Origin of the sequence: Pseudarthrobacter sp. 1C304 (genome assembly GCF_052245515.1) — a bacterium.
In the GTDB taxonomy this organism is placed as follows: Bacteria; Actinomycetota; Actinomycetes; order Actinomycetales; family Micrococcaceae; genus Arthrobacter.
The window spans coordinates 17,572-34,171 of the sequence record NZ_JBQQCH010000006.1 but is presented as its reverse complement, the minus strand read 5'-3'; the positions used below and the strand labels follow the sequence as shown (position 1 = coordinate 34,171).

The following is a 16,600-nucleotide window of genomic DNA, read 5'->3' as shown; positions in this document are numbered from 1 at the left end:
CTGGAGCGGCGGAGCTAGCGCCCGACGTCGGGCTGGTGCTGGAGCCGCCGGCCGGCGGACCGCCGTCGAAGCCAGCGTTCCGCGGCGTTCATGGCACGCGTGGCAGCCGCCCAGTAGGCGATGCCGACCGCGAGGGAGACCGCGACGGCCAGGCCCTTGCTGGTCTGATCGAACAGCGGATAGACCAGCCAATGGGTCACGTAGGCGTACAGGGAGGCGCTGGCCAGCAGGCCCGTGATCGCGTGGAGGGCGCGCGGCACGGGGAGGGTCGGGAGCCAGAGCAGGGCGAGGAATCCGGCGAGGATCGTGGCGTTGCGGTAGCCGTCGTCGAACGCTCCCGGGATGGTCAGCACGGCCAGGGCGGTCACGGCGGCCCGCGTCCGCAGGGTCCGAGACGCGGCGGCCGCCCACCCCAGCGCGAACAGCCACAGCACCGGGCCCTGGCCGGGGTACGGGAGGTCGATGATGCGGAACCGCAGCAGCAGGTCCGCCCCGAACAGAGCCAGTGGGAACGCCAGCGGCCACCGGCGTTCCGCGCGCCCCACCGCTGGTATCGCCAGGAGCGCGGCCATGCCGAGGAGGATGTGCACCAGGATCTCCACGAACCAGAAGCGGGAGAAGTCCGTCCATCCTTCCGGGCCCAGGACGGTGTTGAGCAGGAACACGTTGGCCCAGGTGTAGGAGTCGGTCACGGCGAACGCGAACCCGATCACCGCGATGCTGGGCACCACCACCCGGGCGACGGTCCGGAGCTGCCGCCGTAGCCGCGCGCCGGGCGGGCCGCTGAGCTGGAACCGGGCGAAGTTGAATCCGGCGACGGCCAGGAGCACGTGCGCCATGCCTTCCCAGGAGAACAACCGGACGTGCGTGGCGATGATGAAGACAATGGCCACGGCACGGAGCACAATTCCCGTTTCCATGGGTGCCAGCAGCCGGTTCCGCCACTTCTGCACCGCCGCCCGCACCGGGCCGGCGGCGCCGGGATCCGCAGCGGAGCGGAGATCTGCCGCGGCACCGCGGGCCCGTTCCAGCTCACCCACGGGCAGCAGGTGCCAGTCCCGGGGCAGGTCCCCGAGCGCCCGCTCCAGCCGGACCGACGCGGCGACGTAGGACAGTGAATCCCCGCCCAGCGAGACGAACGTGTCCGCGTCGCTGATGTCCTCCTGTTCGAGAACGTCCGCGAAGATGCCCCGCACATCGTCCACGGCCCCTGACGGGCCGCCGCCCGTGCCGCTTTCTGCTGACTCGTCGTGGAGGGCCAGGATGGCCGGATAGTCCGGTTTTCCGTTGGCCAGGCGGGGGATGGCGGCGACCGGGTGAAGGTGGAGTGCGGAGCGCGGCACACCCGCCTCCTGGGCCACCGTTTTGGCGATCAGGGCCAGGTCACGGCCGGATTCAGCGGCAGCGGTTTCCACAGCGGCCACCACGCGCCCGTCCTGGCCCGCGGCCGCGGCGGACACGCCCAGGTCCGCGAGGATCCGCTCCACCTGGCCAAGATCCACCCGGAGCCCCACGATCTTCACGAAGCGGCTGCGGCGGCCAACAATTTCATAGAGGCCATCGGCGGTCCGGCGGGCGAGGTCTCCGGTGTGAAGTTCCGTGACCGTGCGCCCCAGTTCCAAGTCCGCGGGTGTCTCGGCGTAGCCGAGCATGACGTTCGGTCCGCTGTAGACGAGTTCGCGTTCCTCCAGCCCGGGAACTGGGGCCAGGCGGAACTGGCCGCCGGGAATTGGGATGCCCACGGCCTGCGGGTGCCCCGCCGCGACGTCGGGCGGCAGGTAGGCCATGCGGGCCGTGGCTTCGGTCTGCCCGTACATGACGAACAGGTCCCAGCCCCGGCGGCGGCCCAGCTGCGCGTAGGCCCGTACCCGTTCCGGAGCCAGCCGGCCCCCTGCCTGGGTGATGTAGCGGAGGCTGGGCAGGTCCATGTCCGCGAAGCCTGCCCGCTCCAGCAGCTCGAACGTGTACGGTACCGCGGCGAAGGAGGTGACGTGCTCTGTGCGGACCAGGTCCCAGAAGCACGGGTCCACCACGGAAAGGTCGGTCAGCACCACGGAGGCCCCGACGGACAGGTGGCTGTTCACCACGGACATGCCGTAGCAGTAGGAGAGGGGAAGTGTGGTGGCGGCCCGGTCCTCCGGGCGCAGCTGCAGGTACTCTGCGATCGCGGCCGCGTTGGCCTGGACCGCATCCCCGGAGAGCCGCACCAGCTTCGGCGAGCCGGTGGAGCCGGACGTGCTCACCAGCAGCGCCAGTTCGGGATGCAGTGCGTGGCGGGTGCCCTCCCGCCGCTCTTCCAGGACGGCTTCACCGCCTTCAACGCGGGCCAGGACGTCCGGATCGTAGGCTGCCACCAGGGATTCGGCGGCCCGTCCGCCGGTGGGCAGAATGAGCAGCGGGTGCCCGGAGGACAGTGCCGCCAGGTACACCACCAGGGAGGGCAGGGAATTGTCGGCTTCGAGGGCCACCAGGCGGCGCACGGTCCCCAGGGAGCGGGCGGCAGTGTCCACCCGGTCGGCGAGTTCGCAGTAGCTGACCGCTTCGCCGTCAACACGTACAGCGGTGCGGTCTCCGAAGGCGGCCAGGCCGGCGGCAAACGAGACTCCCGTCAAAACTGGCTCAATAGTCACCGTGGAACTTTATAAGGGTATCCTTACCTAACTCAAATGGACTTGTGCCCGACGCCGGGCTGATCCTCCCGCCGTCGGGCGCCCCGGGCGGTGCCACCAAGGGCCTCTTGACAGGCCTGATGCACCGGCCTATGTTCGGCCTTAACGGGCCATTTCTCCCCGTTTCATCCTCTTCCATCACAGTCTTTCGCGGCGCTCCGCGCGGGCTCCCTGCCCGGGACGGTGACCGGACCATCGGGCCGGCGCGCCGCCGTCGAACAATGCGCTGGGGGATCCAATTCGGTCTCTCGTCAGCAAGGAGTCGGAAATGTCTGGAGGTAATGGCCTGCTGGAGCGGTTCTACAGGAGTGTCATTGAGAGCGGGGATCTTTCCCTCATCGATGAGATGGCGACGGACACCTTCCTCGATCACGAGGAGGGCCTCCCGGGGCAGCCCGCCGGCAAGGAAGGGGTGAAGTTCTTCGTCAGCACCATGCGGGAGGCTTTCCCCGACATCAGGGTCAAGGAGTTCGCACCCGCGTTGAGCGAGGGCAACATGGAGGCGTGCCACGTGGTCCTGACGGGCACCCACCGCGGTGAGCTGGCCGGTATCCCGGCCACGGGAAAGAGCGTGGAGTTCGACTGCACCGACATCATCCGTGTCGAGGACGGCCGGGTGGCCGAGCACTGGGGCACCACGGACAACATGGCCATCATGCGGCAGATCGGCGCCATGGCAATGGCCTGAGCAATAAACCGAAGCACGACGGCGGCCGGCAAGACCGCCGTCGGGCGTTGCCCTGCGTGCCCGGTCTTACGGCTGTACCAGGCTTACGGTTCTTTGCTTACGGCTGTTCCTGGCCGAGGGCCCTAATCCACGCAGGGGTGGGCCTGCCCAGGCGGCGGTCCGTGACTTCCCGCAACTGCGCCGCCGCGATGTGGATGGCGCGGTCGTCGTCGTCGAATTGCCCAGGCCCGGAGGGCACCGCCTGCGCGCCGTGCCTGGCCTGCTGGGCGGCCTGGCCAAGTGGCCGTTCGGTTGCGGCGTGCAGGACGGCGAGCTCGCCGTCGCCGGCCAGTTCACTTTCACCCAGGACTGTGAGGACTTTCAGCCCGACGGCGCCGCGCTGCTTGTCGCCGGAGTGGACGGCGTCCAGGGCCCACTGGGCCCGCTTCCACCATTCAGAGCGGTTGTCCGCTTCAGCCTTTTGCTGCAGCGTCCGCCAGCCGACCACACCCGCAATCAGGGCCCCGAGGAGCACGGCCAGCGGCCCCAGCGCGGCCAGAACCTCCCACCACTCGGCCGGGCCGGTGTGGACGAACACCTCGACGGGCGTCGGCGACGGAGTCGGTTCCATGGCACCAGCCTAAGCCTCAGCCCTGACAGTCAATCGGCCAGAACCGACGGCGGCGGCAGGGCCGCCGCCGTGCGGCGGCTTCAGACGCCGGTCCCGGCCTCGATGGCGTCCAGGTCTCGGACGGCATAGCGGTGGTGCTCCCATTCCTCATCCAAGATGGTGTGCAGGCAGGAGAGGGTGGTCTCCGGGTGTTCGGGGCCCCAGGGGTTCCGGCGGACAGTGGACATGACTTCCGGGGTGAGGGCCGCGAGGAAGTCGCGCACCATGGCCACCCGGCCTGCCCGGGTCTCGAGCACCTCGGCATACGTCGGGGCGGTCATGGAGAAGACCGACATGTCGTACCCGTCCGGTTCATACTCCGCGTTGGGCTGGCCTGCCGGGTGGTATGGCTGCTCGATCTCCAGGATGGCCCGGCCCAGCCAGGTGTCGGTGGCCATCACCAGGTGGCGCAGCGTCTGGGCGAAGGACCACTCGCCGTCCACCGAGATATCGACCGTGCCGGCCGGCATCGCCGCGGCGCGGGCCAGCGTCGCCGCCCAGGTCCGCTCCGGTGCGGCCCAAGCGGCGCGGAGACCCTCCGGATCGGTGGCCCGCCGTTCGGCGCGGCCGGGAAAGCGGCGGTTGAGTTCGGCCTCGACGAAGGGGACCACGTCGACGCCGTTGACGCGCAAGGTGGCGCCGCCGTCGAACAGCCACGGCGCATCGATGTCCGCCCCGCCCACGTCCACCCCGCGCATCACGGTGGCGGAGAGGTCGCAGCGGACGAACCGGGCTCCGTGAAGGCTCACCTCGACGAAGTGGGCTCCGCTGAGGTTGTCGGACTGGTTGAAAGCTGCCATGGCGACACCCTGCCACGCTTTCTGGCCGGACGCACCTGATGCGCGAGCGGATCCCGCTGCGGGGTTTACCTGGGCGACTGGGTCCGGAGTCCGGCGTCCGTCGCCGCCGTAACGAGTTCGACGTCGTAGGCCACCAAGACGTTGGTCTGCAGCCGGACGGCGGTGGCGAGGTGGATGGCATCAGCGCTCCGCAGCTTTCCGGGCACGGCGGCGGCGTACATGAGATCCGCGCGCGCAACGTCCACAAGGTTGATGCCGTCCAGCACCGTGGTGATCAAGGCGGACGGGAGCCCGCGGCGGTGGCCGGCGCAGTGGAGCTCGGTATAGAGCAGCATGGAGGCCACCAGCAGGTCGCCCCGGCGCGCGGCCTCCGACAGATACCCGGCTGCGGCCGCGGACTCGGGCTCCTCCAGGACAAGCTTGAGGGCAGCTGAGGTGTCGACGTAGACGATCAACGGTCGCCGCGCAGGTCGGACAGGATTTCTGCGCTGGGTGCTTCACTGCCGACGCGTGGCAGGACCTGGAAGTCCACCGGTTCCGCTGCGGCACGGCGAACGTTCCCGGACAGCAGCAGCCGCTCAAAGGGCGACACTGCTGGTGGGATCAAGGTGGCGGCCACTTCGCCATTGTTGGTGACATCAATGGTTTCGCCGTTTTTGACGCGCTCAAGGATTTTGCTGCTCTGGTTGCGGAGCTCGCGATGCGGGATGGTTGTCATGACTACCTCCGTAGCAATCGTAGCACCGGGGGTTGGCTGTAGTCAGCCGACGGCGGCGGCCAGCCGTTCGCCGTTGAAGTACTCGAGGTTCCAGCCGTCCGCGGGGTGGTGGTGGGCCAGGTTCAATACGGCGTTCTGGATGCTGGGCAGGGTGCGGCCGGCGGCGCGGCTGAGGCTCACCCGCAGGAGCGAGCCGTGCGTGACCACCAGGACGCGGCCGCCGCGGAACTCCTCCGCGAGCGCCTCCAGTGCGGCCAGCCCGCGGTCGGCCGCTGCTTCTTCGCTTTCGGCGCCGCGGAAACCGCCGGGGATCCGCAGCGCATCAAGTTCGGGGCCGTCCTGCAGGCCCTCGGCGGGGCCGAAGCTGCGCTCGGTGAGCTCCGGGACGCGCCGGGCCACGGCCAAGCCCAGCCCGGCGGCGATCAGGTCGGCGGTTTCCGCGGCACGGCCCAGCGGCGAGGACACAATCGCGTCCCATTCGGTTCCGGCCAGGGCGACGGCGGCGTCCCGCGCCTGGCCGCGGCCGACGTCGTTCAGGGGAATGTCGGTGGACCCCTGCAGCCGCCGCTCCGCATTCCAGTCGGTCTGGCCGTGGCGGATGAGCGCGAAGGTGGTGAGGGTCATGGGTTCTATTCTGCCTTGGCAGGAGACCGAACCGAGTATCCCGGGAAGGGGCCCAGGCCGTCTCACGTCCGGCTGTTGAGCACCGCCTGCAATTTCTCGAACGACTCGGTCCATCCGCTGCGGTGCAGATCCAGCCGCTCTTCCGTCAGGAACAGTCCCTGCGAGAGCACCAGGCGCGTGGCCTCGTCGGTGCTCCCCAGCGCAAGGTCGACGACGGTGTCCCGGTCGTCCGGCGTCGGTTCCTCCCAGCGGAAGGTGTACACCAGGCGCCATGGTGGATCGATCTCCAGGAACTCGCCCGAGAGGTGGAACGGGTCGCCCTCCGGTGGCGTCATACGCAATCGGTAGTGACCGCCTTCCGTCAGGCTCACATCGGCTGCGGGGATGGTGAAGCCGTGCGGACCCCACCACTTCACCAGTTCGGCGGACTCCGTCCGCATCCTGAAGACTTCTTCCGGGGGAGCGTCGAGGGTGCATTCCAGATTCAGGACCAGCCCGCCGGTTTCCTCGTTCATGTTTCAACTCTGTCACCGTGCGGACGCTGACGGAAGTGGATCCGTGGCGGGGCGTGCGGGGCTGCCCGTGCGGCACATGGTCGAGATCCCCGGGCCGCTTCTCGCACCACCGCTGTCGCTGACTACTCGCCCGGGCCGTCGAACAGTGCGCTGGTGCTGGCCTGGGGCACCACCACGTGGACGGCGTTGCGCTGGATGGTGAAGTCGGTGGGCGTGGCGGTGGCAATCTCGCCGTCGAGGTTCACCGGGAGCGGCGGCTCGGTGACCACCCGCACGTGCCGGCTGGTCAGGTGGACCACCCGGTCGTGTTCGATGAAGCTTCCGTCCTTGAGCAGCCGTGCGATGCTCACGTGCTCCCGCAGCGGGCCGGCCAGGATGGCATAGATGTCAAGGGTGTGGTCGTCGATCCCTGCGGTGGGGGAGACGGTGTTGCCGCCGCCGTAATGCCGGCCGTTGCCGACCGCCACCTGCAGCAGGTCATCGAGTTCCAGCGGCTGGTGGTCGCCCTCCGGGAACTCAAGGCGGGCCCGGAACGGCTTGTGCCGCGTATAGGCACGCAGGGTGGCGATGCTGTAGGCCAAAGGCCCGATGTACCGCTTCAGCCGCGGGCTGAGCGCCTCGGTCACAGCCACTGAGAGGCCCACGGACGCGACATTGAGGAACGGCTCACCGTTGGCCCGGCCGAGGTCGATGTCCACCACCTTGCCCTCCGCGATGGTGGCGCACGCCTCGGCCAGGTTGTTCGGGATCTCCAGGGTGCGGGCGAAGTCGTTCGCAGTGCCCAGTGGAAGGACACCGAGCACCACTTGCGTGCCCGCAATCCGGCCGGCGGCACAGCTCACGGTCCCGTCGCCGCCACCGACTACCACCAGGTCGTGCCCGTCCGCGATCACCCGGTCGAGCGTCGCTGCGAGGTCCGCCCCCGACGGCACTTGGTGCACGGCGGAAATCCGGACACCTGCCTTTTGCATGCTGGCCACGGCCAGTTCATGTGCCGCCCCGCGGCGTGAGCCGGTGTTGATCACCACGGCGGCGGATCGTGCGTCCCGGGCAGCCTTCATCCGGCCATGCTAGGCGGTGGACCTGTGAATTCTCCCAGTCGGTCCGCCGGGCGCCTCAGGTGTACATGAGGGAGCCAGGCGTCGTGAGGAGCTCGCCGGTTTCCAGCCAGGTCTTCAGGCCGGAGAGGATCATGGGCCAGCCGCCGTAGAGCTGTTCGTTGGCGCCGTCGCGGAGCTGGTCGTGGGTGACGGTCAGGCGGCAGGAATCGCCCACCGGTTCGATCTCCCACGTGATCCGAGACGTGCCTTCGGCCTTGACGTCCTCGCCCCAGAGCGCGCGCATGCTCTGGACCAGGCGGCGGGGCGGGTCCACCTCCAGGTTCTCGCCCTCGCCCAGGGGTTCCCCGCCCTTGGATGCCATCTGGAATCGGGATCCCGGGGTCCAGTCCGACGTGACGACGGCCCCGAACTGGTACTTGCTGCGGATCTCCCCGTCGGTGATGGCCTCCCAGAGCCGCTCCGGGGTGGTCTTGATGTAGATTTCGAAGATCTTTTCCATGGGACTTTCCAATCTGGTTTTGAGGTCGCTGAGGCCAGCGGCCCATGGTTCGGCATATTTGCTCACCCAGCGGTCGTGGACCAGCCGGATGGGCACCGGATTCAGGAAGTGGAGTTTCTCGCGCCCCCGACGGCGGGTCACCACCAGGCCGGCTTCCTCCAGCACCCTGAGGTGCTTCATCACGCCGTAGCGGGTCATCTCAAAGCGGGCTTCAAGAGCGTGGAGGGTCTGCCCGTCGTTCCGGAAGAGTTCGTCCAGGAGGTCGCGGCGGGTGGCGTCGGCCAGGGCCTTGAATACGGCGTCCACAACTCCAGATTAGGTGACTAATTGGTCACATGTCTAGGGATGGTTCGTGTCCGGTTTCCCGTGCCGCCGGAGGTGCCGGTGGTGCAGCTCGTAACTGTCGAACACATCGGACGAGGTGGTCCCCGAATGGCCGAATTTGCCGCGAAGGACGTCCGCGAGGGCGTCCAGCGATGCGTGGAGCATCCGTCCGGCGAATTGAAGCTCAGTGCTGTCGCTGCGCTGGGCCTGTGCCGCCAGGTCCTGGGCGTAGGCCACCGTGGCCGGCAGGGAGCCGCGCTGCTCGATTTCACGGAAGTAGTAGGTTTCATGGAACGCCAGCAGATCTACGCTCACCGACGCCACGTTTCCGGCCATGGATTCCAGCAGTCCGGCAGCGTGCCCGGGATCCAGCGACAAAACACCCGACGGTCCCGCAGCCTCCCTGAACAGGTTCAGCTGGTGCGCAAGGGTCCGGCGGCGGTTCAGGGCCGGGAACATCTGCAGAATCCAGGTGACCGTTGCCGTCAGCAGCCCGAAGCCGGTGACGGCCTGGAGGGCCACCACCAGCCTGAGCAGCGGATCCGCCGGCACGATGTCGCCGAACCCCAGAGTGGAAAGCGTGACGAGGGAGATGTAGAGCGCCTCCGCAAAGTCGCCCCGCGGTGGAACTCCGGGTCCGTGCACAAATCCGGCCGGCAAGTGGGGCAGGTAGAGCAGGGCCCAGCCGATGGCCGCCAGGCTTGCCCACGCGCCAATGACGGCGGCCATGGCCAAGGGTGCTGCGATGAAGGAGCCCCGGCCCCGCAGTTTTCGGGACACCAGCCAGAATCCGCGCATGATCGCACGGCCTAAGGGGCCAGAGCCATGGGGGTACAGGAGCGTACGGAAGACGTCCACGAGCATCAACAGGACCAGTCCGGCCCCCAAAACCGTCCAGAGCGCGTCTTCGAAGTCCATGCTTCATCCTAGAGGCGGCTCCCCTGAGCGCGGGGACAAACAAAGGAACCCCGCAGTGCCGGGCACTGCGGGGTTCCTCGCTGGCTGGACCCTGGTTACTCCGAGCCGGGTTTCTGCTCGCGGTCCCGGAGGTTCTTCTTGATCTCGTCGAACTTCTCCTTGATGACCCGCTCCGCCTCCGAGAGGGTTTTGCCGGCGCTGCTCAAGGGATCCATCTGAACGTAGACATTGTGACCGACGGGCAAGTCGTATTCGTCCTTCAGATGGGTGCCGCCGCCAACGCCCTGAAGGGACAGGTAGACCATGGCGTCCGTCCGGGCGATGCCCGAGAGTGTTCCGAAGACAACTGTGAAGTCGTTAGGTTCAAAGCTCACAGTCTGACCGATATGGCTGCGGTCCAGGTCGCCGGCTGCCACCGGCTTCTCGGACGGACTTCCGCTGTAGCTCATGAACTTCTCCTAATAAGTCGAGGGACACGTACTCCGGCAGTCTAGCCAAAGGGGGCCCTAAAGGTCCGGCGGTCGTCGTCAGGAGCCGCGCCCGGCGGCCTTGGGGTTTCACGCCTGAGGGGCAAGCCATCAGACTGTCCTGATGAAGTGGACGCGCGTAAAGGACTGGCTGATCGGTGCTGCGGGGATGGTCGTCGTCCTGGCGGTGATGGCCGGGATCCTCTGGTGGGCTGCGAGCGACCCGGCACGCGGAGGCGAGGCAGGGCCTGCGCCGTCGTCGCCCGTGGGCGTCGAACGCCCGCAGGTCGCGCAGCCTCCTGTCGGCCTGCGCGACGACGATGTGTGGCTCGCCGACGTTGCGCTGGACGCCGGGACAGTGGTGGCCACGGGCTCGACACTCCGAGACGTACGGACCGTCGGGCAGGACGTGGTCGCGGGCCCGGACGGTCTGGTCGCCGCGCAGCTCACCGTTGACGCCACCGTTCCGTTCGAGGTCGTCGCCGCCAAGCTGGGCAGCGGGACGGTGGTCCGTTCCGCCGGCGGCAACCAGGTCATGGTGATGCGCACCGTCAATGCTTTGGGGCGCGACCTGCCGGTCACCGCCACCGGCACAGTCGAGGTCGTGGCGGGCAAGATTGTTGTCGAACCACGTTCGATCGATCTAGGCGGTCCGGACTTCCTCTCCGACGCCATCGCCACAGTCGTTCGCGGGCTCGTTACCATCGAGCACAGCATCGAGGGCTTGCCTGAGGGCCTCGTGCTGCAGGACGTCGCCGTTCAGGAAGACGGCTTCCGCGCCAACCTCCGGGGCGAGGACATCAAGCTCGTCCCGTAACGTCGTGAGTCGTCACAAACGCAGTACAACGACGGCGGCACTCGGGTTGGGGGCCGCTGTCTGCGCCGCGGCCCGGGACTACCGGCTCCGCCCACCCCGGCTGACATCGAGCTTCCCACTAGGAGAGAGGGCCCCGGACAATTTCAGTGTCAACGTTTCCCCAAATTTTTTGATTCTGTTCGTCATCGCGGTCTGACAATCGCCGCTGGCCGGCTTCGAACCACGACGGCTGACCCCGTTACCGCAGACGCCGTACGTGAAGACAGTACAGTTCTGAATAGAAGGCCGGGGTTATCTGTCCGTCAGGGATTCAGGGAAGGCAGGACATGGACCACAACATCTCGGGAGGACGTGGTCGTCGGCGACGTCGTCCTGACCGGCCCCAAGGACGCTGACGGGAGCGACCTGCCCCTCATGGCGAACCACGAATGGTGGCTGGGCCGCTTCGACGCCGAACTCAGCGAGCCCGTCACAGCCGGAGACTAGGGCAGTTCCCGGTAGTGCGGACTGCCCTCAGTCCTTCAGGCTGAATTTCTTGGTGGCAGTCTCAAAGACAAGACGGCCGCCCTCCAGATACATCGCAGTGCGTGGCTGCGGGAGCGTAACGCGAAATCCGGACAGAGAACGAAAGTCGAAGACCGCGATCTTATTGCGCTCTGATGACACCATGTAGGGGCCGATCATGTCTCCTACTGGCAGTGAGACCGGGGACTCAAGGTGAACCCTTCCTTGGGGCTCCAGCCGAAATGGCATGTCCCCGCGAGTGATGCCTGTCAGGCCGCCCTCGATTTCAATGGCTGTCCATGGGGCCTGGCCCATCCTCCATGTTTGCAGCACGACTCCGCTCTGGTCGATCTCGACGAAGATGCCCGAGTGCCCCCCGACATACAGTGTTCCTTTCCTGCTGAACCGCACGAAGTCGACGCAGTCATCCTTGTACACGGTCTTCCGCGGGAGACTGGCCGCCATCAGGACGTTCCCGTCGAAGTCATAGAAAAAGACGTGGTCTGCCACCGTCAGGGCCAGCAGCCGGTGCGACAAGCTGGCTGTGACAAGCCGGGGGCTGGCGTCCGCCCAGGTCATCGAAAAGGGCAGGTCCTGTTCACGGTACAGCTGGTTGTGGGCTTCCCTCACGGCACCCTTTTCAGGGAGATCTTTGAGGGAGAACGCGACCTCGAGCGTGGCGTCGGGCGAATAGATCCTGACGATCTCGTCTTGATAGGCGATCGCGCAATCCGGGCCTGATGAATTCATGTACCCCTGCCAGGGCAACTCCACCTTGTTGATGATTTCCCCGCAGGTAGACCTCACCTCCACGTGGTTGAACGGCGACCCGTCATCCCGCTTTCCGCGCCCCGTAAAGACCAAGAACTGCTGCCCGACTGTAAAGATTTTAGTCACCCGTGGATGCCGGCGGTCGGGAGGCACTACCGATCCCGCTACTTCCAGCTCCGGCCAGGTTTCGAGGGTCTCAAGGGTCTCTTCCCGGCGCGACTTCCCGGAATGGCGGTACTCAGGAAGTGACGGCTCCACACCGGGCCCCGGGACGAGCGGTACGGCCTCAGCCGGCTTCTCCCCTCGCCGGAAGCGCGTCACTCCAACCTGCTGCCTGCCCAGTGTCACGGGCCTCCCATCGCTCATACGCCCGAGACTACCAACCCTGGTCTTCAGGGGAGAGCCACGGCCGGCGCCGCACACATGAGAGCCAGCACGAATTGCCGATCCTTGAAGGAGCACCCATGCTGGCAGCCATCATCCCGGCCGACGTCTCGCAGCCGATCCGATTCGAAGAAATCGAAGCCGGAACCCTGCAGACGCTACAGACCCTGATCGGGGCGACATCCAGGCCGTCGGCCTCCGTGCAGCACCTGCCACGCAGCCGCCAAGCAGCACTTCCGCCCCGATTATCTATGCCTCCATGGCGGCAGCGGCCTTGAGGTGCCCGGAAGCGTTGTCGCTAGAATTTGGGTATTAAGTGCACGTCATGATTGAACCGCCCCCCCGATGCGGTTACGAAGATCTGCACGCTGTCGTTGCCCAGACAAAAGCGAGAACGCTGGCGCTCCACACGGCGACGCGATCAACTCCCGTAAATAGGGAAAATAGGGAAAATGTGGACTACCAGGGGTTCTACGCTACGCCGCGGTGCAGCTCTCTCAGCTCCGCAGCACCCAGGCGGCGTTGTTCGGCTGCAGCCAGCCGTCCTCTTCCAGCGGTGCGGCGCTGAGCAGCACCGTGCCCGCCGGCAGCCGCGCCGGCTCGGTGCCCATCGCGACGGCGACGAAGAACTCGGCGCTGCGTTCGCAGACCAGCAGGTTGCCGGGTTCCACGCGCCAGGTGCCGCCGTCGTCCGGGCCGAAGACCTCGTTCTTCCACAACTTTCGGCGCAGCTCCAGCGCCCTGGCAACCAGCGCCAGCGACGACTCTGGGTCCTGCCGCTGAAGCTCGATTGCGTGCGCACCCCAGCCCTCAGGGACGGGGAGCCACGGCTCCGCAACCGGATCAGCCACCGAGAACCCGTGGCTCAGCCCAGCATCCGCGGTCCACGGCAGCGGCACGCGGGCCCCGTCGCGGCACACGCCGCCGCGGGCCCACATCGGATCCACCCGGGATTCCAGCGGAACATTGACCTCGGGCAGCCCCAGCTCCTGGCCCTGGTAGATATACGCCGGGCCGGGCAGCCCCAGCAGCGCCACCAGCGCGGCCCGGGCACGCAGCGCGCCAACGTCACCGCCGCCGAACCGGGTGACCGACCGGACGATGTCGTGGTTCTCCAGCGCCCACGTCGGCGTGGCGCCGTGCAGCTGCCGTGCGGCCTCGAGTTCGTTCCCGACGGCGGCCCACGCCGCCGGATCCCAGCCGAGCTTCACAAACGCGAACGCGAACGCCTGCTGCATCTCGTCCGCGCGGGTGTAGCGGGCCGCGCGGGCCGGCTCCAGGTTGACCTCGCCCACCAGCAGGCGGTGCGGCTCATACTTCTCGGCCAGGGTGCGCCAGCGGCGGTACACCTCGTGGACTTCCTCCTGGTCCGAGACCTGCGGGTTGGACCGCAGCCCGTCCACCACCCCGCCCTCGGAGGGGGAATCCGGGAGGCCGTCGGCCTTGAACAGGGCATGCGCGACGTCGATGCGGAGCCCGTCCACGCCCTTGTCGAACCAGAAGCGAAGCACGCCGTCGAAGTACTCCCCGACGGCGGGATTCCGCCAGTTCCAGTCCGGCTGCTCGGGGGAGAAAAGGTGCAGGTACCAGTCGGTATCCGTCGCCGAGCCCGGGCTGGCGCGGCTCCACGCCCGGCCGCCGAAGACGCTTTGCCAGTTGTTCGGCGGCAGGTCGGCGTCGGGACTTTCAACAAAGTGGAACATGTCCCGTTCCGGGGACCCCGGCCCGGCCGCCAAAGCCGCCTGGAACAGCGGGTGCGCCGAGGAGCAGTGGTTGGGGACGACGTCGAGCAGCACCCGCAGGCCCCGCGCGTGCGCCTCGGCCAGCAAAGTATCGAACTGCTCCATGGTGCCGAACAGCGGGTCCACGCCGCAGTAGTCGGACACGTCGTAGCCCTGGTCCACCTGCGGGGAGGGCTGGAACGGGGTCATCCAGATCCCGTCCACGCCCAGCGCGGCGATGTACGGCAGCCGGGCGGTCAGCCCGGCGAGGTCGCCCACGCCGTCGCCGTCGCCGTCCGCGAAGGAGCGCGGGTAGACCTGGTAGATGACGGCGGACTGCCACCACTGCACGTCCGGCGTGAGGGCGGTTTCCTCAACGGCAGGTACAGCGCTCACTTGCTGGCGCCGGCGGTGAGGCCTTCGACGATCCGGCGCTGGAAGACCAGCACCATGATCACCAGCGGCACGGTGACAATCACGCCGGCGGCCATCTGCTCGCCGAAGGGCGCCTGGAATTCGGTGGCGCCGGTGAACTTGGAAATGGCCACGGTGGCGGTCTGGATCTTGGGGTCGTTGATCATGGACAGCGCGATGATGAACTCGTTCCAGCTGTGGATGAACGTCAGGATCGCGGTGGTGAACACGCCCGGTGCGGCCAGCGGCAGCAGCACCTTGCGGAACGCCTGCCACTTGGTGCAGCCGTCGATCATGGCGGCCTCTTCCAGGTCGAACGGCAGCGCCTTCATGAACGTGGTGAGGTTCCAGACCGCCAGCGGGATCGCGAAGGACAGGTTGGGCACAATCATGGCCTGGTAGGTGTTGATCCAGCCGATGTCCGTAAAGAGGCGCAGCAGCGGCACCACCACGGAGATGCCGGGGAACATGGACGTCGCGATGATGACGCCCAAGATCAGCGACTTGAAGCGGAAGTTCAGCCGGGAGATGGCGTACGCGGCGAACACACCCAGCACCAGCGCGAACACCGTGGTGGTGCCGGCGACGATCAGCGAGTTGAGCAGCGCCTGCCCGAACATCGTGGAGCCGTCGAACACCTTGGCGTAGTTCTCCAGCGAGAACGGCGCCGGCAGCAGGGTGTTGTCGAAAATGTCGGCGGTGCGGCGCAGGCTGGAGACCAGCATCCAGTAGAACGGCGCCAGGCAGTACGCGAAGATCAGCGCCAGGCCCACGTAGACGCTGTAGGAGCGCCAGGTGCGCTTGGGCTTCTGGCCGGCGTTCAGTGAGCCGCGTTCGACGGCGGCACCCGCCTTGGGTGCGCCGGAATCGGCGGCGGCGTTGCGGAGGTCGGAGATGGTCATCGGGTGGCCTCGGCCTTCTTCTGGTCAGTCTGTTCGGCGGACGACGGCGTCTGGCTGGCATTCAGCTCGGCGGCCGCAAGGCGGCTCTTCCGGGCGGCCCGCTTCGACATAAGCTTCAGTTCCTTCGCGCCGGTGACGTCGGCGCCGAGCACCTTCACGAACACGATCGCGACGATGGCGACGTACAGGAAGAGCATCACGGCGAACGCGGAGGCGGAGCCGTAGCGGAGCTGGTTGGATTCGTCCCAGGCCAGCATGGAGAGGGTTTCCACGGATTCCTTGCCGGGGCCGATCAGCACGAAGGGCAGGTCGAACATGCGCAGCGCGTCGAGCATGCGGAACAGCACGGCCACCAGCAGCGTGGGCTTGACCAGCGGCAGGGTGATGGAGCCCAGCTGGCGCCACCAGCCGGCGCCGTCGATCTTCGCGGCCTCGTAGACCTCGCCGGGGATGATCTGCATGCCGGCCAGGACCAGCAGGCCGATGAACGGGGCGGTCTTCCAGACCTCGGCGATGATGACGGCCACCTTGGAGGCGTTGCCCTCGGCGGTCCAGAGGATCTCGCTGCCCAGGATGTTGTTGGCGATGCCCTCGGACTGGAAGATCCAGCGCCACAGCAGGCCGGAGACGGCGGTGGGCACGGCCCACGGGACCAGGATGCTGGCGCGGAGGAAGGACCGGCCGCGGAACGCGCGGTTCATGGCCAGGGCCAGGCAGAGGCCCAGGACGGTCTCGAGGAACACCGTGGTGACGGTGAAGAAGGTGGTGTTGGCGAAGGCGTTGAGGAACCGCCGGCCGGATTCGCCGACGAACAGGTCGGCGTAGTTGGCCAGGCCCACGAAGGACTCGAGGTCGGAGACGAAGCCGTCCGCGTCCAGGCCGGACTCGGCGCGGAACAGGGACTGGTGCACCGCGGAGAGCAGCGGGTACACAATCACCAGGGCCAGCACCAGGATGGTGGGGGAGAGCAGCATCGCGGCCATGCGGCCTTCACCGGGGGAGCGTTTGCCGCGTTTGCGGGGCTTGCGGGAGTCCGGCGCGGGCTGCACGCCGGCGGGCGGGGCGGTCGTCGTCGTCATGCTTGGTACCTAACTGGAGGTGCAGTCCGCCTGGCCGGCCGGGGCAAGCCGGCCAGGCGGTTGGTCTGAACTGCGT

General features: G+C 67.5%; 18 protein-coding genes. 3 read left to right on the top strand and 15 right to left on the bottom strand.

Going from position 1 to position 16,600, the window contains the following annotated elements; all coding sequences use genetic code 11:
• Nucleotides 1-14: 14 nt before the first annotated feature.
• On the bottom strand, nucleotides 15-2,630 hold the full coding sequence (locus ACTWQD_RS12525) for an AMP-binding protein (RefSeq protein WP_443196456.1): 2,616 nt from the start codon (nucleotides 2,628-2,630) through the stop codon (nucleotides 15-17).
• Nucleotides 2,631-2,937: 307 nt separating this feature from the next.
• Between ACTWQD_RS12525 and ACTWQD_RS12520 the strand changes: the two genes are divergently transcribed.
• A complete protein-coding gene (locus ACTWQD_RS12520) occupies nucleotides 2,938-3,357 on the top strand; it encodes an ester cyclase (protein WP_443196455.1) in 420 nt (139 codons plus the stop codon).
• 97 nt (nucleotides 3,358-3,454) lie between these two features.
• Here the strand turns inward: ACTWQD_RS12520 and ACTWQD_RS12515 are convergent, their stop codons facing one another.
• The 10 genes from ACTWQD_RS12515 to ACTWQD_RS12470 all read right to left on the bottom strand — a co-directional run bounded on the left by ACTWQD_RS12515 (nucleotide 3,455) and on the right by ACTWQD_RS12470 (nucleotide 9,914).
• Nucleotides 3,455-3,967 carry a hypothetical protein gene (locus ACTWQD_RS12515; RefSeq protein ID WP_443196454.1) on the bottom strand — a complete coding sequence of 171 codons (513 nt, stop codon included), beginning with the start codon at nucleotides 3,965-3,967 and terminating at the stop codon, nucleotides 3,455-3,457.
• An 80-nt stretch (nucleotides 3,968-4,047) separates the two neighbouring features.
• Nucleotides 4,048-4,806, bottom strand: a complete 759-nt coding sequence (locus tag ACTWQD_RS12510; protein ID WP_443196453.1) for a DinB family protein — start codon at nucleotides 4,804-4,806, stop codon at nucleotides 4,048-4,050.
• A gap of 65 nt (nucleotides 4,807-4,871) precedes the next feature.
• Nucleotides 4,872-5,261: a type II toxin-antitoxin system VapC family toxin gene (locus ACTWQD_RS12505; protein ID WP_443196452.1), complete on the bottom strand. Its 390-nt coding sequence runs from the start codon at nucleotides 5,259-5,261 to the stop codon at nucleotides 4,872-4,874.
• Nucleotides 5,258-5,524, bottom strand: a complete 267-nt coding sequence (locus ACTWQD_RS12500) for a type II toxin-antitoxin system Phd/YefM family antitoxin (protein WP_443196451.1) — start codon at nucleotides 5,522-5,524, stop codon at nucleotides 5,258-5,260. Before ACTWQD_RS12500 ends, ACTWQD_RS12505 begins: the two co-directional genes overlap by 4 nt.
• 42 nt (nucleotides 5,525-5,566) lie before the next feature.
• Complete coding sequence (locus tag ACTWQD_RS12495; protein ID WP_443196450.1) at nucleotides 5,567-6,148, bottom strand: histidine phosphatase family protein; 582 nt, start codon at nucleotides 6,146-6,148, stop codon at nucleotides 5,567-5,569.
• Between the two features lie 62 nt (nucleotides 6,149-6,210).
• Entirely contained in the window at nucleotides 6,211-6,663 is a 453-nt protein-coding gene (locus ACTWQD_RS12490) for an SRPBCC family protein (RefSeq protein WP_443196449.1), read from the bottom strand.
• 122 nt (nucleotides 6,664-6,785) lie between these two features.
• Nucleotides 6,786-7,724 carry a lipid kinase gene (locus ACTWQD_RS12485; protein WP_443196448.1) on the bottom strand — a complete coding sequence of 313 codons (939 nt, stop codon included), beginning with the start codon at nucleotides 7,722-7,724 and terminating at the stop codon, nucleotides 6,786-6,788.
• Nucleotides 7,725-7,779: 55 nt separating this feature from the next.
• Nucleotides 7,780-8,529, bottom strand: coding sequence for an ArsR/SmtB family transcription factor (locus ACTWQD_RS12480; RefSeq protein ID WP_443196447.1), 750 nt, complete (start codon nucleotides 8,527-8,529; stop codon nucleotides 7,780-7,782).
• A gap of 33 nt (nucleotides 8,530-8,562) precedes the next feature.
• Nucleotides 8,563-9,465 (bottom strand): potassium channel family protein, encoded by a 903-nt coding sequence (locus ACTWQD_RS12475; RefSeq protein WP_443196446.1) that lies wholly within the window; start codon nucleotides 9,463-9,465, stop codon nucleotides 8,563-8,565.
• 95 nt (nucleotides 9,466-9,560) lie between these two features.
• Nucleotides 9,561-9,914, bottom strand: a complete 354-nt coding sequence (locus ACTWQD_RS12470) for a hypothetical protein (RefSeq protein WP_443196445.1) — start codon at nucleotides 9,912-9,914, stop codon at nucleotides 9,561-9,563.
• Nucleotides 9,915-10,056: 142 nt separating this feature from the next.
• Here ACTWQD_RS12470 and ACTWQD_RS12465 point away from each other — a divergent pair, with 142 nt between their 5' ends.
• Nucleotides 10,057-10,749, top strand: a complete 693-nt coding sequence (locus ACTWQD_RS12465; protein WP_443196444.1) for an LmeA family phospholipid-binding protein — start codon at nucleotides 10,057-10,059, stop codon at nucleotides 10,747-10,749.
• 351 nt (nucleotides 10,750-11,100) lie between these two features.
• Nucleotides 11,101-11,235, top strand: a complete 135-nt coding sequence (locus ACTWQD_RS12460) for a hypothetical protein (protein WP_443196443.1) — start codon at nucleotides 11,101-11,103, stop codon at nucleotides 11,233-11,235.
• 27 nt (nucleotides 11,236-11,262) lie between these two features.
• Here ACTWQD_RS12460 and ACTWQD_RS12455 read toward each other — a convergent pair whose 3' ends face one another.
• The 4 genes from ACTWQD_RS12455 to ACTWQD_RS12440 all read right to left on the bottom strand — a co-directional run bounded on the left by ACTWQD_RS12455 (nucleotide 11,263) and on the right by ACTWQD_RS12440 (nucleotide 16,524).
• Nucleotides 11,263-12,390, bottom strand: coding sequence for a hypothetical protein (locus ACTWQD_RS12455; protein WP_443196442.1), 1,128 nt, complete (start codon nucleotides 12,388-12,390; stop codon nucleotides 11,263-11,265).
• A 515-nt stretch (nucleotides 12,391-12,905) separates the two neighbouring features.
• Nucleotides 12,906-14,525: an alpha-amylase family glycosyl hydrolase gene (locus ACTWQD_RS12450; protein WP_443196441.1), complete on the bottom strand. Its 1,620-nt coding sequence runs from the start codon at nucleotides 14,523-14,525 to the stop codon at nucleotides 12,906-12,908.
• Complete coding sequence (locus ACTWQD_RS12445; protein WP_443196440.1) at nucleotides 14,522-15,445, bottom strand: carbohydrate ABC transporter permease; 924 nt, start codon at nucleotides 15,443-15,445, stop codon at nucleotides 14,522-14,524. Before ACTWQD_RS12445 ends, ACTWQD_RS12450 begins: the two co-directional genes overlap by 4 nt.
• Nucleotides 15,442-16,524: a carbohydrate ABC transporter permease gene (locus ACTWQD_RS12440; RefSeq protein ID WP_443196439.1), complete on the bottom strand. Its 1,083-nt coding sequence runs from the start codon at nucleotides 16,522-16,524 to the stop codon at nucleotides 15,442-15,444. Before ACTWQD_RS12440 ends, ACTWQD_RS12445 begins: the two co-directional genes overlap by 4 nt.
• Between the last annotated feature and the right edge of the window lie 76 nt (nucleotides 16,525-16,600).